General features: G+C 68.7%; 24 protein-coding genes and 4 pseudogenes. 18 read left to right on the plus strand and 10 right to left on the minus strand.

What is annotated here, in order from left to right:
* Positions 1-2: 2 nt before the first annotated feature.
* Positions 3-1,034 (minus strand): GTP 3',8-cyclase MoaA, encoded by a 1,032-nt coding sequence (gene moaA / locus AOZ06_RS10135; RefSeq protein ID WP_218921964.1) that lies wholly within the window; start codon positions 1,032-1,034, stop codon positions 3-5.
* Positions 1,035-1,350: 316 nt separating this feature from the next.
* On the opposite strand from moaA, the gene AOZ06_RS61230 reads away from it, so the two are divergent.
* A complete protein-coding gene (locus AOZ06_RS61230; protein WP_257721463.1) occupies positions 1,351-1,476 on the plus strand; it encodes a hypothetical protein in 126 nt (41 codons plus the stop codon).
* A gap of 24 nt (positions 1,477-1,500) precedes the next feature.
* Here the strand turns inward: AOZ06_RS61230 and AOZ06_RS10140 are convergent.
* Positions 1,501-2,668, minus strand: a pseudogene (locus tag AOZ06_RS10140) (endo-beta-N-acetylglucosaminidase).
* Positions 2,669-2,990: 322 nt separating this feature from the next.
* On the opposite strand from AOZ06_RS10140, the gene AOZ06_RS10145 reads away from it, so the two are divergent.
* Together AOZ06_RS10145 and AOZ06_RS10150 are read left to right on the plus strand one after the other, a co-directional pair.
* Positions 2,991-4,460: a cellulase family glycosylhydrolase gene (locus AOZ06_RS10145; protein WP_054289202.1), complete on the plus strand. Its 1,470-nt coding sequence runs from the start codon at positions 2,991-2,993 to the stop codon at positions 4,458-4,460.
* 152 nt (positions 4,461-4,612) lie between these two features.
* Positions 4,613-6,130 carry an alpha/beta fold hydrolase gene (locus tag AOZ06_RS10150; RefSeq protein ID WP_054289203.1) on the plus strand — a complete coding sequence of 506 codons (1,518 nt, stop codon included), beginning with the start codon at positions 4,613-4,615 and terminating at the stop codon, positions 6,128-6,130.
* Between the two features lie 45 nt (positions 6,131-6,175).
* Here the strand turns inward: AOZ06_RS10150 and AOZ06_RS10155 are convergent, their stop codons facing one another.
* A complete protein-coding gene (locus tag AOZ06_RS10155; protein WP_054289204.1) occupies positions 6,176-6,688 on the minus strand; it encodes a hypothetical protein in 513 nt (170 codons plus the stop codon).
* A gap of 128 nt (positions 6,689-6,816) precedes the next feature.
* On the opposite strand from AOZ06_RS10155, the gene AOZ06_RS10160 reads away from it, so the two are divergent.
* On the plus strand, positions 6,817-7,800 hold the full coding sequence (locus AOZ06_RS10160; RefSeq protein ID WP_054289205.1) for a Gfo/Idh/MocA family protein: 984 nt from the start codon (positions 6,817-6,819) through the stop codon (positions 7,798-7,800).
* A 60-nt stretch (positions 7,801-7,860) separates the two neighbouring features.
* Here the strand turns inward: AOZ06_RS10160 and AOZ06_RS10165 are convergent, their stop codons facing one another.
* On the minus strand, positions 7,861-9,615 hold the full coding sequence (locus tag AOZ06_RS10165) for a glycoside hydrolase family 3 protein (RefSeq protein WP_054289206.1): 1,755 nt from the start codon (positions 9,613-9,615) through the stop codon (positions 7,861-7,863).
* Between the two features lie 245 nt (positions 9,616-9,860).
* Between AOZ06_RS10165 and AOZ06_RS10170 the strand changes: the two genes are divergently transcribed.
* The 9 genes and pseudogenes from AOZ06_RS10170 (at position 9,861) to AOZ06_RS10210 (ending at position 15,921) form a co-directional block, all read left to right on the plus strand.
* The gene (locus AOZ06_RS10170) at positions 9,861-10,235 is read left to right on the plus strand and encodes a VOC family protein (RefSeq protein WP_054289207.1); all 375 of its coding nucleotides are present in this window, start codon (positions 9,861-9,863) and stop codon (positions 10,233-10,235) included.
* Positions 10,236-10,260: 25 nt separating this feature from the next.
* Positions 10,261-10,641, plus strand: a complete 381-nt coding sequence (locus AOZ06_RS10175; protein WP_054289208.1) for a fluoride efflux transporter FluC — start codon at positions 10,261-10,263, stop codon at positions 10,639-10,641.
* A complete protein-coding gene (locus AOZ06_RS10180) occupies positions 10,635-10,961 on the plus strand; it encodes a fluoride efflux transporter FluC (protein WP_335338380.1) in 327 nt (108 codons plus the stop codon). The genes AOZ06_RS10175 and AOZ06_RS10180 overlap by 7 nt, the downstream gene beginning before the upstream one ends.
* Positions 10,962-11,106: 145 nt before the next feature.
* Positions 11,107-11,655, plus strand: a pseudogene (locus tag AOZ06_RS10185) (response regulator); the annotation flags it as partial.
* Positions 11,652-12,076, plus strand: a pseudogene (locus AOZ06_RS53690) (ATP-binding cassette domain-containing protein). The pseudogenes AOZ06_RS10185 and AOZ06_RS53690, both read left to right, overlap by 4 nt.
* Positions 12,077-12,912: 836 nt before the next feature.
* Positions 12,913-13,026 (plus strand): annotated as a pseudogene (locus AOZ06_RS61640) (ABC transporter permease); the annotation flags it as partial.
* A 211-nt stretch (positions 13,027-13,237) separates the two neighbouring features.
* Entirely contained in the window at positions 13,238-14,296 is a 1,059-nt protein-coding gene (locus AOZ06_RS10200; RefSeq protein WP_179950815.1) for an ATP-dependent DNA ligase, read from the plus strand.
* A gap of 9 nt (positions 14,297-14,305) precedes the next feature.
* Positions 14,306-15,457 (plus strand): alkaline phosphatase family protein, encoded by a 1,152-nt coding sequence (locus AOZ06_RS10205; protein WP_054289211.1) that lies wholly within the window; start codon positions 14,306-14,308, stop codon positions 15,455-15,457.
* Positions 15,458-15,564: 107 nt separating this feature from the next.
* Positions 15,565-15,921: a glycosyltransferase family protein gene (locus AOZ06_RS10210; protein WP_157232952.1), complete on the plus strand. Its 357-nt coding sequence runs from the start codon at positions 15,565-15,567 to the stop codon at positions 15,919-15,921.
* Here AOZ06_RS10210 and AOZ06_RS10215 read toward each other — a convergent pair whose 3' ends face one another.
* The 4 genes from AOZ06_RS10215 to AOZ06_RS10230 form a co-directional block, all read right to left on the minus strand.
* Entirely contained in the window at positions 15,922-16,128 is a 207-nt protein-coding gene (locus AOZ06_RS10215) for a heavy-metal-associated domain-containing protein (protein WP_054289213.1), read from the minus strand.
* 165 nt (positions 16,129-16,293) lie between these two features.
* Positions 16,294-16,737 carry a DUF6542 domain-containing protein gene (locus AOZ06_RS10220; RefSeq protein ID WP_157232953.1) on the minus strand — a complete coding sequence of 148 codons (444 nt, stop codon included), beginning with the start codon at positions 16,735-16,737 and terminating at the stop codon, positions 16,294-16,296.
* On the minus strand, positions 16,694-17,884 hold the full coding sequence (locus tag AOZ06_RS10225) for an LCP family protein (RefSeq protein WP_054289215.1): 1,191 nt from the start codon (positions 17,882-17,884) through the stop codon (positions 16,694-16,696). Before AOZ06_RS10225 ends, AOZ06_RS10220 begins: the two co-directional genes overlap by 44 nt.
* A gap of 5 nt (positions 17,885-17,889) precedes the next feature.
* Positions 17,890-18,648: a polysaccharide deacetylase family protein gene (locus AOZ06_RS10230; RefSeq protein WP_157232954.1), complete on the minus strand. Its 759-nt coding sequence runs from the start codon at positions 18,646-18,648 to the stop codon at positions 17,890-17,892.
* Between the two features lie 176 nt (positions 18,649-18,824).
* Between AOZ06_RS10230 and AOZ06_RS10235 the strand changes: the two genes are divergently transcribed.
* The 5 genes from AOZ06_RS10235 to AOZ06_RS10255 all read left to right on the plus strand — a co-directional run bounded on the left by AOZ06_RS10235 (position 18,825) and on the right by AOZ06_RS10255 (position 22,755).
* Complete coding sequence (locus AOZ06_RS10235; protein ID WP_054289217.1) at positions 18,825-19,403, plus strand: hypothetical protein; 579 nt, start codon at positions 18,825-18,827, stop codon at positions 19,401-19,403.
* 5 nt (positions 19,404-19,408) lie between these two features.
* Entirely contained in the window at positions 19,409-20,080 is a 672-nt protein-coding gene (gene cseB / locus AOZ06_RS10240) for a two-component system response regulator CseB (protein WP_054296545.1), read from the plus strand.
* On the plus strand, positions 20,077-21,303 hold the full coding sequence (locus tag AOZ06_RS10245; protein ID WP_054289218.1) for a sensor histidine kinase: 1,227 nt from the start codon (positions 20,077-20,079) through the stop codon (positions 21,301-21,303). The genes cseB and AOZ06_RS10245 overlap by 4 nt, the downstream gene beginning before the upstream one ends.
* 49 nt (positions 21,304-21,352) lie before the next feature.
* On the plus strand, positions 21,353-21,742 hold the full coding sequence (locus AOZ06_RS10250; RefSeq protein ID WP_054289219.1) for a VOC family protein: 390 nt from the start codon (positions 21,353-21,355) through the stop codon (positions 21,740-21,742).
* Positions 21,743-21,948: 206 nt separating this feature from the next.
* Complete coding sequence (locus AOZ06_RS10255; protein ID WP_054289220.1) at positions 21,949-22,755, plus strand: thioesterase family protein; 807 nt, start codon at positions 21,949-21,951, stop codon at positions 22,753-22,755.
* On the opposite strand, the gene AOZ06_RS10260 is transcribed toward AOZ06_RS10255, so the two are convergent.
* On the minus strand, positions 22,756-23,097 hold the full coding sequence (locus AOZ06_RS10260; protein WP_054289221.1) for a hypothetical protein: 342 nt from the start codon (positions 23,095-23,097) through the stop codon (positions 22,756-22,758).
* Positions 23,098-23,132: 35 nt separating this feature from the next.
* The gene (locus tag AOZ06_RS10265; RefSeq protein ID WP_054289222.1) at positions 23,133-23,483 is read right to left on the minus strand and encodes a hypothetical protein; all 351 of its coding nucleotides are present in this window, start codon (positions 23,481-23,483) and stop codon (positions 23,133-23,135) included.
* Between the last annotated feature and the right edge of the window lie 135 nt (positions 23,484-23,618).

Here is a 23,618-nt window from a genome sequence, read left to right on the forward strand (position 1 = left end):
TCTCATCCTCCGCGGGTGTGCATTTCCAGATGGGGGTCCCGTTTCAGGGTCTCCAGGCTCACGAACACCTGCCCACGCGCGCGCTGGCCGACCCGCTCGACCGCGCCGCGATCACGCCGCTGCTGCCAGACACCGGTGATCAGCTCACGCAGCTCCTCGAGCGACGCACCCGCGCGCAGCGGTTTCCGCAGGTCCGTGCCGGTCATCGCGTACAGGCAGCGCAGCCACATCCCGTCGGCGGTCAGCCTGCTGCGGTCGCAGGTCGCGCAGAACGGCTGCGTGGTCGACGAGATGATTCCGAAAACCGTTCCGTCCGGGAGCCGGAACCGGTCGGCGGGCGCCACATCCGTTTTGCGCAGTTCCTCGACGTGGCCGTATTCGCGCGCCAGGGTTTCCAGCATCTCCGCGCGGGAGAAGACTTTCTCCGGCGTCCACCCGGTCGCGCCGCCGACGTCCATGTACTCGATGAACCTGACCTCGGCCGACTTGGTCCGGGCGAACTCGATCAGGTCCGCCAGTTCGTCCTCGTTGAACCCGCGCAGCACGACGGTGTCGATCTTCAGGTCGGTCAGGCCGGTCGCCGTCGCCGCGTCGATCCCGGCCAGCACGTCCGGGTACGTGCCGCGCCTGGTCAGTTCGGCGAACCGCTCCGGCCGCAGCGTGTCCAGGCTGATGGTCAGCCTGTGAAGCCCAGCTTCACGCAGCTGTTCGGCGTGCCTGGACAGCAGCACGCCGTTGGTGGTCATCGCGAGGTCCTTCACGCCCGGCAGCCCGGACAGCCGGCGCACCAGCTCCGGCAGGCCGCGGCGCAGCAGCGGCTCGCCGCCGGTCAGCCGGACCTTGTCGACACCGAGGGAGACGAACGCCTCGGTGAGCCGCTCGATCTCCTCGAAGGTCAGCAGGTGTTCGCGGGGCAGCCACGCGTACTCCTCCTCGGGCATGCAGTACCGGCACCGCAGGTTGCACCTGTCGGTGAGCGATATCCGCAATGCGCCCATCGGGCGCCCGAAAGCGTCGGTTGGAATGCCCTCCACACCCACCACTCTATGCCGGTGGCAGTGCGATACGAGCCGTTGTGGCAGATGGGACGAACGCCTCACTCACCGACTGCACTTCCCCCGTCACCGACTGGCCGGGATTCCGGATGATGGAAGGAATGAAATAGGCGTCTTTTCCGGTCGCGCCGAGGAATGTCCGGGTCGATGTTCCGGCTTGGTACACGCGGTAATGGCGGATCGCTCCCGGCGCCCTTGCCACGTCAGCCGCGCGCTCGTGGGGCCGTTCTGGGCGACAGACGGGCTGGTCGGGGCGGGTGGCGCTTGTGTTGCGCCATGCACCCCGAGGCGTCCGATGTACAGCGTCGAGTTCCCGGCGAGCACCCTGACCGCGATCCCGGCCAGGTCCCGGCCCGCGTACGGCGCCAGGTCGAAGGCCCGGCGTCAGCCTCCCGCCGACGTGCCCACGTCCAGGTCGTGAACTGGTCGGGCGTGTCGCTGAAGCTCAACCCGGCCTGCAACCGGGACGGGCCCAGCGGGTTCTGGGGGGACCAGCGTGAGGCTGTCCCCTGCGGCCAGGCACAGCCGGGTCGCGAACAGCCGGATGGTGTTGGTCGCGCTGGTCGCCCCCACGATCCGCAACGAAGTGCCGCCGTCGTACGGGTTGTCCCAATCCAGGCTCGGGGTGAGCTTGGTGCCGGTCAACTCGACCACCCCACCGCCAGGTCGGCAGTACGTCCTGCAAGCTGAGGTTGTTGTACGCGCTGGTTGAGAGGACTGTGCCGACGACGGCGAACTTGCGGCCGTGACCGGTGTTGAAGTTGGTCATGAACGGCAGCGTGGTGATCGGGGTCTGCCCGCTGACGTAGTGCGCCACCCCTTTCCACGCGGTCCTGGTGGTGGTGGTGGTGGTGGTGTCCGGGTCGCCGTTCTGGCCGACCCAGAAGCGGTTGTCCCTGGTGTAGAAGTCCACGGGGCCGGTGGCGCGTTTGAAGGTCCACTCCGGGCGGTAGAACCCCAGGGACGTGACGTGCGGCCGGCCTTCCGGGAACACCGAGGCCCATCCGACCGACGTGGTGTAGCCGTTGGCCTCGACGTCCACGCCTGCGAACAGGTCGTACGGGGACCGGCTCAACGAACGCGCCAGGGCCGCTGACGAGGCAAGACCCGGCGAGTTCCACCAGAAGTTCAGGAAGACCCCGTCGCTCACCCGCGTCGAACCCTCCTGGAAGAACTGCTGGTTGGCGCTGGTCAGCGCGTTCTGCCAGCTCACGCTGCCGGTCCTGGTCATCGTGTCGTACCAGATCACCCGCAGGCCGCTGGCGCGCAGATACGTTAAGAATTCCTTCATAGCGGTGGCCAGCGCGGTGTCGCCGCCCGCGGTCTCCTGGTTGACGAACCAGCCGTCGAAGCCGTAACGCCGGGCCACCTCGACCATCTTGTGCGACCACGAACCGGCTGCCGCTGCGCCGGACGAAGTCACGCACCCACTGGATCTGGCCCCGCGTACGCGGTCGGCGCAGGAACACGTTGCCGAGCACGCGCACGCCGTTGCGGTGCGCCGCGTCGGTCACGGTCGGGTTCGGCGCGAGGATCAGACCCTTGGACGCCGACCCGCCCCTGAAGACCAGCTCGTCCATGTACTGCCAGTAGCTGACGGCGTAGTAGTTCATGTCCAACGCGCCCTGCGCCGGGTTGGTGCTCGTCGGTGCGAACGCGACGAGCGCTTGGACGCGTGCTTCGTTCGGCCGCGCGTGCGCGTTGGCTCGCCGCGCTGACGGCGCGCGGGTCGCGAGCGGCACGCTGCTGCGGTCTAGACCAGTTGAATAGGGAAGATCCAGCCTTCTCAGTTGCCGATTGACATCGGTATCGGACAAGTGGTGTGATTCGCCTATCTGTTAGGAAAGTTTCCTATCCAATACCGGCGGGGCCAGCACCTCGCCGACCGACACGACCTCAAGAAGCCGCCGCCCCCGACCCCTGCAGGAGGCACCAGTGGCACGCTCGAGATGGGTCGCCAGGATGATCAGCGCGACGCTGAGTCCCGCGTTGATCTCGTCGGCGATCGCCGTAGCCGTGTTCACCATTCCGCAGTCCGCGTCCGCCGCTCCCGTGACCTACCAGTCCGAGGACGCGACGGTCTCGCAAGGTGTGGTCGAGTCCAACCACACCGGCTACACCGGATCCGGGTTCGTCAACTTCGACAACCTGACCGGCAGCTACGTCGAGTACGCCGTCAACGCCGCGTCGGCAGGCAGCCATTCGCTGACCTTCCGGTTCGCCAACGGAACCACGGCCAACCGCCCGGTCAACGTCACGGTCAACGGCACCCCGGTGGTGTCCGGCCTGTCGTTCCCCGGCACCGGCGCGTGGACGACCTGGCAGACGGTCACCACCAACGTGACGCTTGCCGCTGGCACCAACAGGATCCGCACCACCGCGACCACGTCCAACGGCGGCCCGAACGCCGACTCGCTCACCGTGGACGTCGCCGGTGAGGAACCGCCACCCGGCCCCGGTGACACCCCGGTCGCCATCAACGGCCAGCTGCACGTGTGCGGCACCAAGCTCTGCAACGAGCGCAACCAGCCGATCCAGCTGCGCGGCATGAGCACGCACGGGATCCAGTGGTTCTCGCAGTGCGTCAAGTCGCAGTCGCTCGACGCGCTGGCCAACGACTGGAACGCCGACATCTTCCGGATCTCCATGTACATCCAGGAAGGCGGCTACGAGACCAACCCGCGCAAGTTCACCGACATGGTGCACGGTTACATCGAGGAAGCCACCAAGCGCGGCATGTACGCGTTGGTGGACTGGCACCAGCTGTCGCCGGGTGACCCGAACCACAACACCGCGCGGGCCAAGACGTTCTTCACCGAGATCGCCCAGCGGCACAAGAACAAGAAGAACATCATCTACGACATCGCCAACGAGCCCAACGGCGTCAGCTGGGCCAACGTCAAGCGCTACGCCGAGGAGCTGATCCCGGTGATCCGCGCGCAGGACCCGGACGGCGTCGTGTTCGTCGGCACGCACGGCTGGTCGACGTTCGGCATCTCGGACGGCAAGAGCGAGACCGAGGTGTTCAACAACCCGATCAACGCCAGCAACTTCATGTACACGTTCCACTTCTACGCGGCGTCGCACAAGGACAACTACTACAACGCGTTGTCCCGCATCGCCGACCGCGTCCCGGTCTTCGTCACCGAGTTCGGCACGCAGACCGCCAGCGGTGACGGCGGCAACGACTTCACCATGTCGCAGCGGTACATCGACCTGATGGCGCAGAAGAAGATCGGCTGGACGAACTGGAACTTCTCGGACGACTCGCGCTCCGGCGCGGTCTTCAAGCCCGGCACCTGCGCGGGCACCAGCTTCACCGGCACCGGTGTGCTCAAGCCGGCCGGCGTGTGGGTGCGTGACCGCATCCGCACACCGGACAACTTCCAGTCCGCATCTCCCTGAAGGGCGGTCGGGCCCCGCACGTGCCACCCACGTGCGGGGCCGGCCTGCGTCTGCGGGAGCAGCGCGCCACCCAAGAGGTGGCATTGTCCCGGCGCCGGAGTGCGCGTACTTGTGGCAAGGTCGGAATCCTGACAACAAGGTTGGGAGGACCTTTGCGACCGCTCACGCGTGCGTTCGGGGTGACACTCGCCAGTGCCGCCCTGCTCGGGGCCGTGGTGACGAGTGCAGGCGCGGATCCGGACGACAGCCCGGTGTCCACAGTCGACTGGAAGCCGTGCCCGGATGACGCGGCACTCGACTGCGGCAGCCTGAAGCTGCCGATCGACTACCGCAGGCCCGGCGGGGCCACGTTCGACCTGGCCCTCGCTCGTCGCAAGGCCGCCGACCCGGCGAGGCGGCTGGGCGCCCTGCTGGTCGACCCGGGCGGCCCGGGTGGGTCGGGCGTCGACTTCGTGACGAGCCCGCGGCACGCCGACTACTTCAGCGAGGACGTGAAGGCCCGGTTCGACATCGTCGGGTTCGACCCGCGCGGTGTGGCCCGCAGCCAGCCGGTGATGTGCTCCGCGCAGCTGCTGACCAACCCACCGACCAACCGGCCTGCCACCCAGGCCGAGTTCGACGCGCTGATCGAGTACAACCGCGCCCTGCGGGTGGACTGCCGCCGGCGCAGCGGCCCCATCGCCGACTTCGCGGGCAACGACTCGACGATCCAGGACATGGACGCGATCCGGCGCGCGCTCGGCGAGAAGAAGATCAACTACTACGGCATCTCGTACGGCACCCTGATGGGCCAGCAGTACGCCGAGCGGTACGGCGACAAGGTCCGTGCCATGGTGCTCGACAGCAACATGGACCACAGCCTGGGGCCGTGGCCGATCGCCCTGACCGAGGCGAGGTCGGCGCAGAGCTCGTTCGACGAGTGGGTGAAGTGGTGCGGCCGGAGCACCTCGTGTGCGTTGCACGGCAAGGACGTCCGGGCGTTCTGGCACACCCTGCTCGCCAAGGCCGACCGCGGCGAGCTGCCGGACGGGCTGACGGCGCGTGACGTGATCGCGTCGGCGTTCGGCGCGTTCTACGGTCCGGCGTGGCAGGAACTGTCCGACTACCTGGTCCAGCTCGACGGTGGCGTGAATTCCCGGCCGTCGTCGCCCGCTGTGAAGGACGAGCAGGTCAACGACGTGTTCCAGGCGGCGTTCTGCGCCGACTACGCCATGCCGATCCACTCCTTCGCCGAGTACAAGGCGTTGGAGAAGGTCGAGGACAAACTCGCGCCTGACATGCGTGGCGGGGTGCTCGGGCACAGCGCTATCGCCGGTTGCTTCGGCTTGGAGGAGTCGGTCACGAACCCGCAGCGGCGGTTGAACATCAAGAACGCGCCGCGGATCTACATGCTCAACGCGCTGTACGACCCGGCGACACCGTATGAGTGGGCGGTCAACGCGCACAGGCAGTCGAAGGACACGACCGAGCTGTTGACCTATGAGGGCTGGGGGCACGGCGTCTACGGGCGCAGCGAGTGCACCACCGCTCCCATCGACCAGTACCTGGTGTCCACAAAGGTGCCGTCAGTGCGTCGCTGCGAGGCAGTCGAGCCTTCCGCGCCGACGGCACACGCCGCGCGCCCGTTGCCCGTGGGCCCGCGCCCTGGTGTTCCGGGGTGGCTGCGCTAGCCGGCCAGGTGGTGGCCGGGCGAGTGCCTGGCCACCACACCCGGCTCAGTTGGCCAGTGGCCAGGTGGGACAGGCCGCGTCGAGGTACTCCGGCGGCAGGGGGATGTCGAGCTGCTCGAGCAGGATGGTGACGCGGCGCGCGTAGTCGACCAGGTCGCCTGCGCTGCCGAGGACGTGCTCGGTGCAGTGTTCGTATTCGCGCAGACCGTAGAGGCTCATCAGCACGCCGGTGGCGATGCCGTGCGCGGCGTTGGTCAGGCCGAGGGACGCGCGTCGCTGGATCTCGCTCAGGTAGGGATCGACGGCCTTGTCCACCAGGAAGGCGCAGGCGTCGTCCGGGTCGCAGATGCCGACGTCGGGTGCGTCCATGTCGGTGAACTCGTAGCCGGTGAGCGTTTCGGCCAGCGCGGTGCTCACCTGTTCGGGGGATGGGGCGGACAACAGCGTTGTCGCGTGCCACTCGGCTTCGGCCGCCAGTTCCGGGTGGGTCCGCAGCAGGTTAGTCAGTACCTGAGCCTGTTCGGATGTCCTGAGTGCGGCCAGTGCGGTCGCTGCCACGGGAGTTCCTCCGATGTGTCCTCAGTGTCAATGGGCCGGCACACTATTCAGCCACTGCCGCCTACTGGCCGGTAGTGCCGGAAGACCTACTCCATTCGAGCACGAGCTGTCCGTGACATGATCCTCGGATGCTCCGAATCGGTGTGCTCGGCGCGGCGAGGATCGCGCCGCAGGCGGTGATCCGCCCGGCGAACGCGTGCCCGGACGCCGAAGTGGTCGCGGTGGCGGCACGGGACAAGGCCAAGGCCGCGGCGTTCGCGTCCGAACACGGCATCCCGGCGGTGCGTGACAGCTACCAGGATCTGCTGGACGACCCCGGCATCGACGCGGTCTACAACCCGTTGCCCAACGGCCTGCACGGCCGGTGGACGCTCGCCGCGCTGGCCGCGGGGAAGCACGTGCTGTGCGAGAAGCCGTTCACGGCCAACGCCGCGGAGGCCAAGACGGTCGCGGACGCGGCGCAGGCGAGTGGGCTGGTGGTGATGGAGGCGTTCCACTACCGCTACCACCCGATGGCCAAGCGTGCCGTGGAGATCGTGCGCAGCGGTGAGCTCGGTGTGATGGAACGCGTCGAAGCGGCGATGTCCTTCCCGTTGCCGAAGTTCTCCGACATCCGCTACAACCTCGGGCTCGCCGGTGGTGCGCTGATGGACGCCGGGTGCTACCCCGTCCACTTGGTACGGTCGCTGACCGGTGCGCAGCCGCGGGTGTTGTCGGCGCGGGCGACGCTGCACCGGCCGAACGTCGACCGTGCGATGACGGCGGAGGTCCGGTTCGACGAGGGGTACACGGCGGAGATCAGCTGTTCGCTGTGGTCGCGGTCGCTGCTGCGGTTGTCGGCGAAGGTGTACGGGTCGGACGGCGTGATGCGTCTGATCAACCCGTACGCGCCACATATGTTCAACCGGATGACCGTCGTGACCAACGGGCACAAGCGCATCGAACGCGTCAGCAAACGACCGACATACGCGTATCAACTGGACGCCTTCGTCGCCGCCGTCGAGAAGGGCGAGCCGGTCCTGACGCCTCCGGCGGACGCGGTGAAGAACATGGCGCTGATCGACGCCATCTACGTCGCCGCCGGGCTGCAGCCGCGCGTACCGACTGACTGAGCACCGGGGCTGTGGCGGAACCGGTTGCCGATTCCCCCACCTGCCAGAGGTTTTCGCCATCTAACGGCGGTAACGCAGGCCGAAGCCGTACGGGAACAGCGCGTCCTTGCCGTCGCCCGCGTTGATCGGCTGCTGGCTCGCCGACCTCATCCACGTCACCGGCAGTTTGCCGGTCGGGTTGTAGTCGCCGAACAGCACGTCCGACACGCCGTTGCCCTCGGTGCCCGGCAGCCACGCGGCGACCAGGCCCTTCCAGTCGGGCAGCTGTGCGGCGATGTCCAGCGGGCGGCCGGAGACCAGCACGACCACGGTCGGCACGCCGGACGCCTTGAGGGTCGCCAGGGTCGCCAGGTCTTCCGCGTCGAGGCCCATCTCGGCCGGCCGGTCGCCCTTGCCTTCGGCGTACGGCAGTTCGCCGACGACCGCGACGGCCACCTGGTAGCTGCTGTCGATGCCTGTGCCGTCCTTGGCGTACGTCACGGTGGTCGACGGCTTGGCTGTCTGCCGGATGCCTTGCAAGATCGTGGTTCCCGGCGTCACCGGGCCGCTCTTGCCCTGCCAGCCGACTGTCCAGCCGCCTGCCTGGTTGCCGATGTCGTCGGCGTTCTTGCCCGCGACGAAGATCTTGTTGCCCGCCTTGCCCAGTGGCAGCACGTTGCCGTCGTTCTTCAGCAGCACCTGGGATTCGCGGACCGCCGCACGAGCCAGTGCGCGGTGTTCGGGGCTGCCGACGGTCTTCGTGTAGCGCCGGTCGGTCAACGGTTTCTCGAACAGGCCCAGTTCGAACTTCTTGGTCAGGATCCGGCGGTTGGCGTCGTCGATCCGCGACATCGGCACGTGCCCGGCCCGCACCTCGGTCCGCAGGGTGTCGATGAACTTCTTCCACTCGAACGGGACCATGATCATGTCCATGCCCGCGTTGACGCTCGCGGCGACTTCCCGCGGGGTGGACCCGGGCTGGTTGTCGATCTTGTCGACGCCGTTGTAGTCGGAGATCACGATGCCGTCGAAGCGGAGTTCGCGCTTGAGCACGGCGTCGCGGAACGGCGGGAGGTGGATCGCCCGCAGTTCGGCCTCGCTGATCTCGGTGTCGCCCTGGTCCTTGCCTCCGGTCGTGCCGCCGTCGCCGACGTAGTGCTTCGCCGTGGCCAGGACCGAGTGCGGGCCGTTGAGGCGCCTGCCCTGCATGCCGTCGACGATCGTGGTCATCGACTGGGCGATCCGCGGTGTCTCGCCGAACGATTCGTACGTGCGGCCCCACCGGTCGTTGCGGGCCACGCACAGGCACGGCGCGAAGTTCCAGTCGATGCCGGTGCCCGCGACCTCCTTGGCCGTGACTTCGCCGATCTCACGGGCGAGCCGCGGGTCACGCGTCGCACCGAGGCCGATGTTGTGCGGGAACACGGTGGCGCCGTGGACGCCGTTGTGGCCGTGCACCGCGTCCACGGCGTAGATCAACGGGATCTGCAGCGGTGACTTCAGTGCGGCGCGCTGGAAGTTGTCGTACATGTCCGCCCAGGATTCGGGCGTGTTCGGGGTGGGCTGCGAGCTGCCGCCGGACAGCAGCGAGCCGATCCGGTAGGTCGCGAGGTCGGCGACGTCGGTGATGCCGAGCCGTTCCGGCTGCATCATCTGGCCGAGCTTGTCGTCCAGCGTCATGCGTGCCATCAGGTCGTCGACCCGCAGTTTCACGGGCAACCACGGGATCTTGTACAACGGGCCGGCCGTCGCGGGGGAGCTGACGGCCGGGGCTTGGGAACTGAGCACCAGCGCACCGGCCAGCAGGCCGAGCGTGAGCTTGCGGCGAACCCGCATCCGTGGTCCTCCTCGACGCACATTGTTACTTCACATAAAAAATTAACTCGCAAGCTAACTGACGAACCCGATTTGGTCCAGGCCTTCACGGTTGTGAAACGGCTGTGCCGCAACCGGATCGGTTCAACCATGTGAACCGGTGAACACTGTGGACACTCGACGGCCGGGCGCGGGACATGACGAACTCCCCAGTTCGTCCGCCGAGTGCTTTGACGTCAAATCGCCGCGCGATTACCGTCGGTGACATGGCCATCGAACTGAACCACATCATCGTTCCGGCGAAGGACGCCAAGGCCTCCGCCCAGTTCATCGCCGACGTCCTCGGTATCGAAGCCGGTGCCAAGTGGGGACCGTTCTACCCGGTGGCCGTCGCCAACGGCGTCACCATCGACTACATGGACGACACGCGCGACTTCCTGGCCCACCACTGCGCGTTCCTCGTCACCGACGAGGAGTTCGACGCCGCCTTCGACCGGATCAAGGCCGCCGGGATCCCGTTCTGGGCCGACCCGCACCACGAGAAGCCGAACGAGATCAACCACCTGTTCGGCGGACGTGGCGTCTACTTCGACGACCCGGACGGCCACGCCATGGAGATCATCACCGCGCCGTACGCATAAGCTCTGACCTGCGTAGAGTGAGCGCGTGCGCTCCGAACTGCCGATCGTCGCCGCGGTGTCGGTCGGTGGTGGGCTCGGGGCGCTGGCGCGGTACCTGGTCGGCCTCGCGGTGCCGGCGCCGTGGGGGACGTTCGGGATCAACGTGCTCGGCTGCTTCCTGATCGGCGTGCTGATGGTGCTGGCGACCGAGACGTTCCGGGCGCATCGGCTCGTCCGGCCGTTCCTCGGGGTCGGCGTGCTCGGCGGGTTCACCACGTTCTCCGCGTACGCCGTCGACGCCGACCAACTGCTGTCGGACTCCCCGTGGCTGGCCGGTGCCTACCTGGTGGGGACGCTGGTCGCGGCTCTTGTGGCGGTGGCCGCCGGTGTCTGGCTGGTTAGGCGGTTGGCGAGGCGTCCGTGGTGACAGCGCTTTTCGTGGTTCTTGGCGCCATGGTCGGCGCGCCGGTGCGCTATCTGGTCAGCCGCGCGGTGCGCAGTCCGTGGGGCACGTTCGTGGTCAACGTCGCCGGGTGTTTCCTGCTCGGGTTGGTCGCCGGGGCCGCCGGTGGTGTGCACGCGCTGGTCGGCACCGGGTTCTGCGGCGCGCTCACGACGTACAGCACATTCGGCTACGAGACGCTCCAGTTCGTCGAGCGCAAGGACTACCGGACCGCCGCGCTGAACGTCGGGCTCAGCGTCGTCGCCGGACTCGCGGCCGCCGGGCTCGGGCTCGCGCTCGGGTAGTCCGGAGTGGATTGCCAGCGTCTTGTCAGGATCACCGGTCTGACAGCTGTTCCGCCCTATCATCGGGTTCATGTGTGCGCACGTCGTGCTGGCCGAGGACGACCACAAGCAGGCTGAGCTGGCCCGCCGGTAGCTCGAACGGGAACACCACACGGTCGCGGCCGTGCACGACGGCCGATCCGCGCTCGACGAGGTCCGCGGCAGCCGGCCGGACCTGCTGGTCCTCGACGTCATGCTGCCCGGAGTGGACGGTCTGGACGTCTGCCGGATCGTACGCCGCGAATCCGATGTGCCGGTGCTGATGCTGACCGCTCGTTCCACTGAGGACGATCTGCTGCTCGGGCTCGACCTCGGTGCCGACGACTACGTCACCGAGCCCTTCAGTCCACGGGAACTGATGGCGCGGGTACGCACCCTGTTGCGCCGGACCGCACCGAGACCCGCCGAGGAGGACCGGGTGCCGGGGGGCGCGCTGGTGATCGATCCGGACCGTCACGAACTGGTCAGCGACGGCGCGGTGGTCCTGTGCACACCGGGGGAGTTCCGGTTGATGGCCACGCTGGCGGCCCAGCCCGACCGCGTGTTCACCCGGGCGCAAGCTTGTGCCTGTGCAGAAAGGCATGTTCGCCAACGGAATGGTGGAGTCAGCGGCGCGGGCGTCACCGACGGCATGAAGGTGGTGACCGCGTCATGAAGCCTGTGCTGCGGCTGCACGCCGTCAGCAAGCACTACGCGGGCGAGGTCCGTGCGCTCGACCACGTGAACCTGACGATCTCCCACGGTGAACTGCTGGCCATCGTGGGCCCGTCCGGTTCGGGAAAGTCCACTTTGCTGCACCTGACGGGCACATCACCCACCGCCGGAACCGTGGAACTGGACGGGCAGCACATTGGTGAACCGGCCCGCGCTGGTGCTGGCCGACGAGCCGACGGGTGCGCTGGACACCACGAACGGTCTCGCGGTACTGGACCTGTTGAAGGAACTGCACGCGACGGGCACGACCATCGCCGTGATCACCCACGACCGGGAGATCGCCGCGCGCATGCCACGGGGTCGTGGCGATCCGCGACGGCCGGATCCAAGCGGACAGCGGGGTCGCCCGTGTCGCCGCTTGATCTGCTGTCATTGGGGTTCGCGCGGCTGCGGACCCGGCCGTTGCGCGTGGTGCTGGCCGCGCTGGGGATCTCGATCGGTATCACGACAATGCTCGTGGTCATCGGCTTCCCCGCGTCCAGTCGGCAAGCGGTGGTGGACGAGCTCGCGGCGCTGGGCCCGAACCTGTTGCGCACAGGCCGTGCCGGACCAGGTCAGCGACAAGGAAGCCGGGATGGTGCCGGAGCCGGTCGACATGGCACGCCGGGTCGCTCCTGTGCGCACCGCGAGCGGCGTGGCCAACGTGCACGCGCAAGTCCGCCGGACCGATCTGGCCACCCAGGGGTTTGGCACCACGACACCGGCCGCGACCCCGGATCTGCTGACCGTTCCCGGCGGCAGCGTGCACTCGGGCACGTTCCTCAGCCAGGCCACCGAGAAGTTCCCGGCAGTGGTGCTCGGCAGCAAATCGGCCACGTGGCTCGGTATCGCCAGCGTGTCCGGCGCTCCGCAGATCAGGCTGGGGGACAAGTGGTTCGCGGTGACCGGGTGCTCGGCCCGATGCCGCTGCGCCCGAGGTCGAGCGGTCCGTGCTGGTCGGCTGGGACGCGCCAGGACGCGGCTCGCGTTCGACGGCAGACCCACGGTCGTGTGCGTCCGCTCGGACGAGGCGGCGATCGACGACGTGCGCCAGGTCCTGCCGGGGACGCTCAACCCCGGGCAACCGGGGCTCGTCCAGGTCAGCCGCCTGTCGGACGCGCTGGCCGCCAAACGGATCACGCATGACGCGTTCGGCACGCTGCTGCTCGGCCTCGCCGGGGTGGCGCTGCTGGTCGGCGGGATCGGCGTGGCCAACACGATGGTCATCTCGGTACTGGAACGCGGGCGGGAGATCGGGCTGCGCCGCGCGATCGGCGCGAGCAGGGGACAGATCCGCGGCCAGTTCCTCACCGAATCCGTCGTCCTGTGTGGACTCGGTGGGATCGCGGGCGGCACGCTGGGTATCGCGGGCACGGCGGCGTACGCGCACCTGCGGTGCTGGCCGCTGGTCGTTCCCGGCACGGCGGTGCTCGGCGGCCTGACCGCGTCGGTGGCCATCGGGGGTGTACCCGGCGATCAGGGCGTCCGCGCTGACGCCAACCGGCGCACTCGCGTCACCCTGACCAGTGCTTTAGGGTCGCAGAGTGGATCTGCCCGTGATGCCGCCGGTGAAGCCGATGCTGGCCAAGGCCGTGCACGAAGTGCCGCGCACGCCGGGACTGAGCTACGAGCCGAAGTGGGACGGGTTCCGGTGCGTGGTGTTCCGGGACGGCGACGAGATCGAGCTGGGTTCGCGCAACGACCGGCCGTTGACCCGGTACTTCCCGGAACTGGTCGAGCTGCTGCGGGAGGCCTTGCCGCGGCGGTGCGTGGTGGACGGTGAGATCGTCATCGTGACCGACGCCGGTCTGGACTTCGAGGTGCTGCAACTGCGGCTGCACCCGGCGGCCTCGCGGGTGAACAAACTGGCCGTGCAGACACCGGCCAGTTTCGTCGCCTTCGACCTGCTGGCGCTCGACGACCGATCGCTGATGGACGAGCCGTTCGGCGAGCGGCGCCGTCTGCTGGAAAGTGTGCTGGACGACAAGCTCGCGCGTGTGCACCTGACCCCGTTGACCACGGACCCGGACGTCGCGCAGGACTGGTTCACCCGGTTCGAGGGCGCGGGGTTCGACGGCGTGATGGCCAAACCGGTCGACCACCCGTACGAGCCGGACAAACGCGTGATGTGGAAGGTCAAGCACGAGCGGACGGCGGACTGCGTGGTGGCGGGCTTCCGCTGGCACAAGGACGGCGAGTCGGTCGGGTCGCTGCTGCTCGGTTTGTTCGACGACCGGGGCACGATGCACCACGTCGGCGTGGCCACCAGCTTCACCGCGGCGCGCCGCCGTGAACTCGTGACCGAGCTGGCACCGCTGCGGGAGAACGCGCTGGAGGACCACCCGTGGCGTGAATGGGCACAAGCACACGCCGAGCAGCGGGTCCCGGGCGCGTACAGCCGCTGGGCGGTCGGCAAGGACCTGTCCTGGGTGCCGCTGCGACCCGAATGGGTGGCCGAGGTGCGGTACGAACACGTGCAGGGCAGGCGGTTCCGGCACGGCAGCCGCCTGGTGCGGTTCCGTCACGACCGCACGCCGGAATCCTGCACGTACGCGCAGCTCGACGAGGTCGCTCCGGCTGAATTGGGGTTGCTGTTCGGCTAGGTTGGGATCATGGGGACTCCCTTGGTGCCGAGGTACGGTTCGGGCTCGCTGGCCGATGTGGTCCCGTCGATCATGGCGGGTCTCGGTGTCCCGGGGATGGCCGCGACCCTGCCGTTGCCCGAGGCGCGCCGGGTGTGCCTGCTGCTGGTCGACGGCCTCGGCTGGGAGCAGCTGCGGGCGCACCAGGCCGACGCGCCGTTCCTGACCGGCCTCGCGGGTGCGGAGATCACCGCGGGATTCCCGGCGACGACCGCGACGAGCCTGACCACGATCGGCACGGGCGTGCCCTCCGGTGTGCACGGCATCGTGGGGTACACGTTCGCGGTGTCCGACGACGAGCTGATCAACGCTTTGAGCTGGGGACTGCACGCGGGCGGCAAGAGCGTGGACTTCCGGGACAAGTACGTGCCCGAGCAGGTCCAGCCGGTGACCACCGCGTTCCAGCGCGCCACCGACGCGGGTGTGCTGGTCCGTGTGGCGACCCAGCGCGGCTTCGACGGGACCGGCCTGACCAGGGCGGCGTTCCGTGGCGGCGAGTTCGCGGGCGTCTTCGGCCTCGGTGACTTGGCGATGCAAGCCGTGGACGCGCTCAACGCTGCCTCCCGCGTGTTCTGCTACGCCTACCACTCGGAGCTGGACCTGCTCGGGCACGTGTTCGGACCGGGCAGCAAGGCGTGGCGGTACCAGCTGCGCCAGGTGGACAGGCTTGCCGCGACGATCGCGGAGGAACTGCCACCGGACGGGATGCTGGTCGTCACAGCGGACCACGGCATGGTCGCGGTCGGCCAGGACGACCGAGTCGACTACGACCACGAGCCGCGGCTGCGTGAGGGCGTCCGGATGCTCGGCGGCGAGCCGAGGGTGCGGCACGTCTACACCGAGGCCGGTGCGCTGCCGGACGTGCGGGCCGCGTGGATCGAGCTGCTCGGCGACCGGGCGTGGCTGGCGACCAGGGACGAGGCGATCGAGGCCGGGTGGTTCGGGCCGGAGGTGGCCGGCTACGCGCGCCGCCGGATCGGTGACCTGGTCGTCGCGGCACGCGGCGAGTCGGCGATCGTCCGGACCAGGGTGGAACCGAAGATGGCCGCCCTGAACGGCCAGCACGGGTCGCTCACGGCAGCGGATCAGCTGATCCCGCTGTTGACGGCCACTGCTGGGTGAATGCTGCGCCGCTGTTGGCATGACCGATCGCGTTCAACGCGTGGTGGGGTCTTCTTCGGGCAGTGTGGACAAGCGGTCGAGAGGTGCGCCTCAGGTCGGGATGGAAGGTGACGGCGTGGGGTCGCCTATGTGGGTGGTTCCGCGGTTTCGTGCCGGACGACGAGCTGGTTCGCGCGTACCAGCGGGCGGACGTGTTCTGCATGCCCGGCACGGCCGAACTGCAGAGCCTGGCCACCATGGGGGCGATGGCCCTGCCGCACCTGGCCGGCCCCGGTGTCGACGGTTTCCGCTACCCGCCGGGCAATGTCGCGGTCCTCGCCGCGGCGCTCGGCGAGGTGCTCCGCGACCGTTCGGTGACCGTCTCGATGGGCCGGGCCAGCCGGGAGAAGATCGCGGCGCACAACACCGGCCACACCCTGACCGCGTTCGAGGAGGTCTACGTGGCCGCTGACGCGGCTGTCTGACTAGCTGGCCAGCTGGTACCCGGCCTCGGTCACGGCGGCGCGGACGTCGTCGATGTCGAGGTCCTCGTCGCTGGTCACGGTGACCTTGCCGGTGGTCAGGTCCACGTCGACGCTGCTGACGCCCGTGATCTGGCCGACCTCCTCGGTCACCGAGCTGACGCAGTGGCCGCAGGTCATGCCCTGCACGGTGTAGGTCGCCTGTGACATGGCCGGTATCCCCTCCGTCTTCGGGTGCTTCCCCTGATTTATACCCCTTGGGGGTACAGGGTCAGCAAGGTGCTCTCGATCACGCCCACCGGCAGGGCTCCGGAGAAGAGGAAGGCCCGTCGCGGCTGGAACGCGACGGGCTTGGCTTGTCCTGCGGACGGCTGGTCAGACGGCGCTCGACGCACGTTTCTCCACACGTGCGGCGGCGAACCAGCGCACACCGAGGATCGCCAGGACAGCGACGATGGTCCCGCCCAGGTAAGGGAACGCCTCGGCCAGCTGGGCGGCCCCCGACAGCAGCGGCCGGCCACCGATGAACACGCCACCAGCCACCGCGATCGCCGTGATCAGCGGCGGCTGGACGGCCACCGCGAAGAACGCGGCCCGCTCGGCGAACACCGCGGCCAGCACACAGCCGACCACAATGGACAACGGGAACAGCAGGCCACCCGCGACCAGCCCGCCGATGGCGACGGCACCCGGCCCGAGCACCGCCAGCCAGCCGGGGACCAGGGGGATCCTGGTGGCCGCGACCGGGGTGGCGCTGACCTGGCTCTCGGGACGGCTAGTCCACGCAGGGGATCGCTCCGGCGTTGATGGGCTCGACACTGGCAATCTTCTGCACCTTCTCCTGCATATCGATCTTCTTGGCATTGGGGGTTTCCCGCGACCCGCGGGCGGGCGGCACCGGCGGGACGAGCAGGTCCTGCACGAACTGGCGGACCTGGCTGGGGTTGACCTCCACCGCGCTGCCGTCCGACGTCGACAGGTTGATCCGTCCGGTCGGGATGGTCTCGAACTGGACGTTGCCCGCGCTCAGCCCACCGAGCTGCTGCGCGAACGACAGCAGGTCCCAGCCCTTGTCGAGCACGACCGCCTTGGTCAGCGCGTTGACGAGACCGGTGATCCTGGCCGGGTCGGTGAGCGTGCCCGCGCTGAACATCCGGTTGGCCAGGCCCGCCAGGAACGCCTGCTGGCGGCGTACGCGGTCGAGGTCGCCGTTGGTCAGGCCGTGCCGCTGGCGGACGAACCTCAGCGCGTCCACCCCTTGCAGGGTTTGCCGGCCCGCGGCGAAGTTCGCCCCGGAGTACGAGTCGCGCACCGGTTCGTTCAGGCACACCGGGACGCCGCCGACCGAGTTGGTGATCTCGCTGAACCCGAGCAGGTTGATCTCCGCGTAGTGGTCGATGCGCAGCCCGGTCAGGGTGTTGATGGTGGCGATCAGGTTGCGCCTGCCTGCCGTGGTCGACTCCCGGTCCACAGTGGCGGCGTCCTTGCCCTGGCCGCGCAGCTGGTTCGCGGTCGACACCTTCGCCCGCGCGTACGCCGAGTTGAGCTTGTGCCTGCCGAACCCGCCCGCGATGTCCACATAGGAGTCGCGGGGCAGCGACAGGCCCCACGCCTTCTTGGTCGGATCCGCCGGGATGTGGATCACGATCATCGTGTCGGTGTTCTGCTCGCCGGTCGCGTTGCCCGCCTGGAGCTGGGCGAGCAGTTCCCTCGGCAACGGGTTGCCCTGGTTGTCGGTCCGGCTGTCCAGACCGACCAGCAGGATCGTGGTGTCCTGCGGTTCGCGGCGCAACGGCAGCGGCGAACCGTTCGCGCTGGGCTGCCCCGTGTCCGGGACGATCACGTCGTCGGTGGCGAGGTTGTCCGTGGCGGTCCGGTAGGTCCACCAGCCGCCCGCGGTCACCGCGAGCACGGCCAGCGAGACGGTCGCGACCAGCCCCTTGGTGATGATCGAGAGGATCTTCATGGTTCTCATCGCAAGTAGTCCGTCAGTAGTGCGGGCGCCAGCCCGTTGGCGCGTGCCTGGGTCATGAAGGCGTTCACGTCGGCCTCGAAGTTGTCGGTGAAGTGCATGAGCACGATCGAGCCGGGCCGGAACTCACGCGGACCGCTGAACCTCACCTGGCCGCCGCGCACCTCCGAACCCCAGTTCACGACGTACTTGGCGCCCGCCTCACCGGCCGCCTGCAGCGTCGCTTCGTCGCTGTTGCCGTACGGCGCCCGGAACAACGTGGGCCGCAGGCCGAACTGCTTCTCGTAGGTGTCGGAGACCGGCACGATCTCCGCGGTCTGCTGCTCGAGCGACTTGCCCTTGAGGTTCGGGTGCGTCGCGGTGTGGTTCTCGATCGCCGAGCCGGTGTCGTCACGCAGCCCGCGGAAGAACTCCGGGTCCTGCCGGACGTACCGGTCGGTCAGGAAGAACGCGGCCTTGATCCCGTTGCGCTTGAGGATGCCCGCCATCGCCGGGTCGCGGTGCGCGCCGTCGTCGATGGTGAGGAACACCACCGGGTCGGTCGTCTCGACCTTGTAGAGCAGCTTCGCCGGCCCGATCTTGGGCTCGGGCCGGAAGTTCAGCGTCGCCGAGGTGGTCGGCGGCTGGGACTGGGGCTGCCGCGCGGCCGTCGGTTCCGGCCGCGCCCGTGTCTCCTCCGTCGCCAGGAAGATCGCGGCCACCAGCAGTGCGAGCACTGCCAGTGTCACGTACCTGAACGGCTTGAGACGCTCCACCATGGTCACCCGGCTCCCCGACGTGTTGCAAAACGTGATCTCCTTCGAAGCTATGCACGCTTTCCGGCGGTCGTCCGACGGTCGTGTAACAGGCGGCACGCAGGTGTCCGGCGGCTGTGTAACAGCCGAATGGCCCGCTCGGCGGGAGTCGGCAGAATGGAGTGACGAAGGAGGGCCGAATGCGGCGACTGGCACTGGGCCTGTGCTGTCTGACGGTGCTGCTCGCCGGCTGCGCCACGGCAGGCGGGGTGCGGGTCGAGGGCGCCGCGATCCAGGTGACGCCGCCGCCGTCCACCCCGCCGCCGCCGAGTGGTGTGACGCCGTCGTTCGACCCGGTCGCCCTGCTCAGGACCGACCCGAAAGTCAGTGACAAGATCAAGAACCACCTGACGCCGTGCAACGCCGGGCGCTTCCCGGTCGACGCGCGCTACGCCGACGTCACCGGCGACGACGTCCCGGAACTGCTCGTCGAGGTGACCGCCTGCGACCAGAGGGGGACCGACCAGAAACCCGTGCCGAGCGCCGAGTACGCCCGCGGCAACGGCGTGATCGCGAACTACGTGTACGACGTCGTGGCCAAACCACCGGTCGACCTGTTCGCGCTGGAGGAACCCGCCGTGCTGGTCGACGTCGGCGGGAAGGGCGGCCTGCAGATGGTCCACTGGGAGTACCGGTCGAGCGACAGGTCATGGCCGTCGCAGCAGATCTCGAAGTTCTACCGGTGGACAGGGACCGCGTTCGAGCTGGTGAAACGGTGACTCCGATGCACATCCTGCTGGTCGAGGACGACGCGGTGATCAGGGAGGCGACCCAGCTGGCGCTGGAGCGCGACGGCTTCACGGTCACGGTCGCCGAGGACGGGATCACCGGGCTGGAGAGGTTCCGGTCGCTGGCGCCGGACGTGGCGCTGCTCGACCTGATGCTGCCGGGCATGAACGGCGTCAGCCTGTGCAGGCAGATCCGGGAGGAGAGCCCGACCCCGGTGATCATGATGTCGGCCCGGGCCGACCCGATCGACGTCGTGCTCGGCCTGGAGGCGGGCGCGGACGACTACGTGACCAAGCCGTTCGACAGCACCGTGCTGGTGGCCAGGATCAGGGCGGTGGTGCGCCGGATGGGCCGTGCCGAGGCGGTCAACGGCGAACAGCCGCTGCGGTTCGGTGATCTGGAGGTGCAACGCGACGGCCTCGAGGTCAGCGTGGCCGGCCAGCCGGTCGAACTGACGCCGACCGAGCTGCGCCTGCTGCTGTGCTTCGTGGACTCGCCGGGAAGCGTGCTGACCCGTGACGTCCTGCTGGAGCAGGTGTGGGACTACCAGTGGGGCGGCGACTCGCGGGTGGTCGACGTGCACGTCCAACGGCTGCGCGCGAAGGTGGGGCAGGACAGGATCGAGACGGTCCGGGGCTTCGGCTACAAACTGAAGACGGCGGTATGAGGCTCTTGCCGACGTCCATGCGATGGCGGCTGAGCGCGGCCATCGCCGTGGTCAGCGCACTGGTGGCGACAGCGTTGAGCCTGCTGGTGCGCACCGAGTTCGCCCAGACCCAGCTGTCGGACGCGCGCCAGCTGCAGGACCAGCGGTTGCAGCTGGTGATCCGCGAGTACGCGCTGTCCGGCCAGGCGGCGCTGGGCAGCGAGCTGGACGCGTCGGCGCTCCCGCCGGAACTCATGAGCGCCGTGAAAGGCGGCAACCGGGCGACATATCTGCAAAGGGCGGCCGACGGTTCGTGGATCTGGGCGGCGGCGGAGACGGACGGGAAAGTCCTGTCGCTGCGCAGCCCGTACTCCGACCGGGACGAGGCGCTCAAACGTCTCGACCAGGTCCTGCTGATCAGCTCGCTCGGGGTGGTGATCCTCAGCTCGGTACTGGGCGTGCTGTTGGTCAGCCGCTTGTCCCGCCGCCTGCGTCTCGCGGCCGGAGCGGCCCGTCGAGTCGCGGACGGGGACATGACAGCGCGGGTGCGTGACGTGATCAAGGACCGGCCACGCGACGAGGCAGCGGAACTGGCCCAGGCCATGGACTCCATGGCCGACGCTTTGCAGGAACGCTTGATAGCCGAGCAACGCGTGACCGCGGACATCGCGCACGAACTGCGCACCCCGGTGACCGGCCTGGTGACAGCGGCGGAACTGCTGCCACCGTCCCGCCCGGCCGAACTGGTCCGCGACCGGGTGCGCGTACTGCGTGTCCTGGTGGAGGACATCCTCGAAGTCGCCCGGCTCGACACGGCGACGGAACGCGCGGAACTCTCGGAACTGGCACTGGCCGAATTCGTGCGCCGCCGCGTGGCAGGGGTCGCGCCGGAAGCAGCCGTGACCGTGAACGAGCAACAGCCGGCCCGGACCGACCCGCGACGGCTGGAACGGGTACTGGTCAACCTCCTGGTGAACGCGACGAAACACGGCGAGCCGCCAGTCGAGGTCACAGTGGACGGTCTGACGGTGACCGTTCGCGACCACGGCCCGGGCTTCTCGGACGACCTGCTCAAAGAAGGACCCAGCCGGTTCCGCACCGGCAGCAGCGACCGGGGAAGCGGCCACGGCCTCGGCCTGACCATCGCGGTGGCGCAAGTGAAAGTCCTCGGCGGCACACTGACACTCGACAACGCCGAAGACGGGGGAGCACGGGCGACGCTGGTGCTGCCCGACAACACCTGATCAGGATTCAAGAAGCGCCGTCGTGCGAGGGGTCCCTAGGGTTTCCGGCATGACCACATTGAAGGCCGGCACCATCATGCTCGGCGTGCGGGACGTCGACCGCGCCAAGAAGTTCTACGCCGAAGGCATGGGTGCCGAGATCGAGCAGGACTACCCCGGTTTCGTGACGTGCAAGCTCGGCGCGGGCTCGAACCTCGCGCTGTACGCGTGGGACGCCGCGGCCCAGGACGCGGGCGTCTCCCCGGACGGATCCGGTTTCCGGGGCGTGTCCTTCCACCACCTCACCGATTCGCGCGACGAAGTCGACGAGGTCATGCGGGCCGCGGTCGCCGCCGGCGGCACCGTCGTGAAGGAGGCCGAGGCTGCCCAGTGGGGTGGTTACTTCGGGTTCTTCAGCGACCTCGACGGTTACCTGTGGAAGGTCGCCAGCGCTACCTGATCGGCCGGTCGTGGTTCAGCAACGCGTCCGCTGTTCCCCCAGGCGTGGGAAGGCGTCCTCGTCCTGGTGCGAAACCGGCTCGCCCCAGGACGTTTCCGCCCGTCGCCAGGATCGGCGCTGCCAGGAGCGTGCAAGTCCGCATCCCGGGGTATGAGCCGCGCCGCGAAATCTTGACACTGTCTAGTTGGGGTGTCAGGGTGAGGATCATGGGGTCCTTCAAAGAGGCAACGGCGATCGAGGCCGCCGGTCCCGGCGAGTTCGCCGCCGACCTGGACGCGCAGTGGGCCGTGGGCACGAAGCTGCACGGCGGCTACCTGCTCGCCGTCGTCGCCCGTGCCGCGGCCGAACTGGCCGATCACCCGCACCTGACGGCCGTCAGCGCCTCGTTCCCGAATGCGCCGGAACCCGGCCCGGCCACGGTCCAGGTCGAGCTCCTGCAGACCGCCCGCAGCCTGACCCAGCTGCGGGCCAGGCTCGTGCGGGACGGGCAGCCGTGCGTCGAGGCCCTGGTCACCCAGGGAACCCTCGTCGACGACGACCCGTGGTGGACCAGCGTGACCGAGCCGGAGATGCCCGCCGAGCAGGACAGCAGGCGGTTCCCCAGTTCGGCGCCGGGCAACACCTTCGAGGTGCCCATCCTCGACGTTGTCGAGACGCGCCTCGACCCGGCCGTCCTCGACGCGTTCGCCGCCGGCGAACCCACGGCCACCGGCGCCATCTCGACGTGGCAGCGGCTGGCCGACGGGTCCGAGTGGGATCCGCTGAGCCTGCTCGTCGCACTCGACCCGGTGCCGCCGGTGTCGCTCGAGCTGGGCGTTTTCGGCTGGGCGCCGACCTTGCAGCTGTCCGCCTACATCCGCAGGCTGCCCGCGCCGGGACCGATCCGGGTCCGGCTGGAGGCAGGCGACATCACCGGCAACCGGATGGACGAGACGGCCGTCGCCTGGGACAGCAGCGGCCGTGTCGTGGGGCAGGCCAACCAGTTCGCCGGGGTGCGCCTGCCGAAGCGGTGATCAGAAGTTGATGTCGCCGTTGATGTTCTGCGCCTGCACGAACTTGGTGTTCTCCATGGTCCCGGAGATCGACATGTTCCCCGTCCGGGTGCCTGCCTGCTGAGCCGCCTGCCACTGCGTGCGCAGCTGCTCGCCGAACTCCGGGTCGGCGGCCTCGGCTTTCTCCAGCTCCGCGGCCAGCGCCTTGACCTCGGGTGATTCGGGTGCGGCGCCCTGCGCGGCATCGAGCGCCGCGGCGGCTTCCTTGCGCGTGGCGAACTTGGTTCGGACGAAGTCGTAGATGGAGGTGACGGCTTTCGCGGCCAGTGCTGCGGAGATCGCGACCAGGATCGGTTCCGGCATGGCCCCATTCTAGGTGTAATGCCCTGGACCGGGCGTCAGCCCGGGACCACGAGACAGGACGTGCCCGACCGCTCGATCCGGCGGGCGATCGCCTGCGCGTACCTGTCCCTGATGGGCACGACGACCGCGTGCACGTCGGTGGTGCGCAGGGTGTCGAGCAGCGCCGTCATCCCCGGCCCGAAGCCGGGCTGGTCGTCGTGGAAGACCTTGCTCAGCAACCAGCCGTGGTCGAAGGTCCAGCAGGTGAGCAGGTCCTGGTTCTCGTCTTGGGCCGTGCCCCACACGTAGCCGTACACGCGGGGTTTGCCTGCGTTCTTGATCGCGCTGGGAAGGACGTGAACCCGCAGAGTCTGCCCGACGGGGATGACGCGGTCACGGATCTTCACTTTGTGCTCCAGGTGTCCCGGTTGTCGCTGCCGTAAGTACCGAGGTGACGGCGGTCCCCAGCGGCCATGACGCGGGTCACACAAGGAAATTTGCGGCCAGAAGATCTTGGTCGCCCGGCGCGCCGGGTGCCGGAT

Origin of the sequence: Kibdelosporangium phytohabitans (assembly GCF_001302585.1) — a bacterium.
GTDB lineage: Bacteria > Actinomycetota > Actinomycetes > Mycobacteriales > Pseudonocardiaceae > Kibdelosporangium > Kibdelosporangium phytohabitans.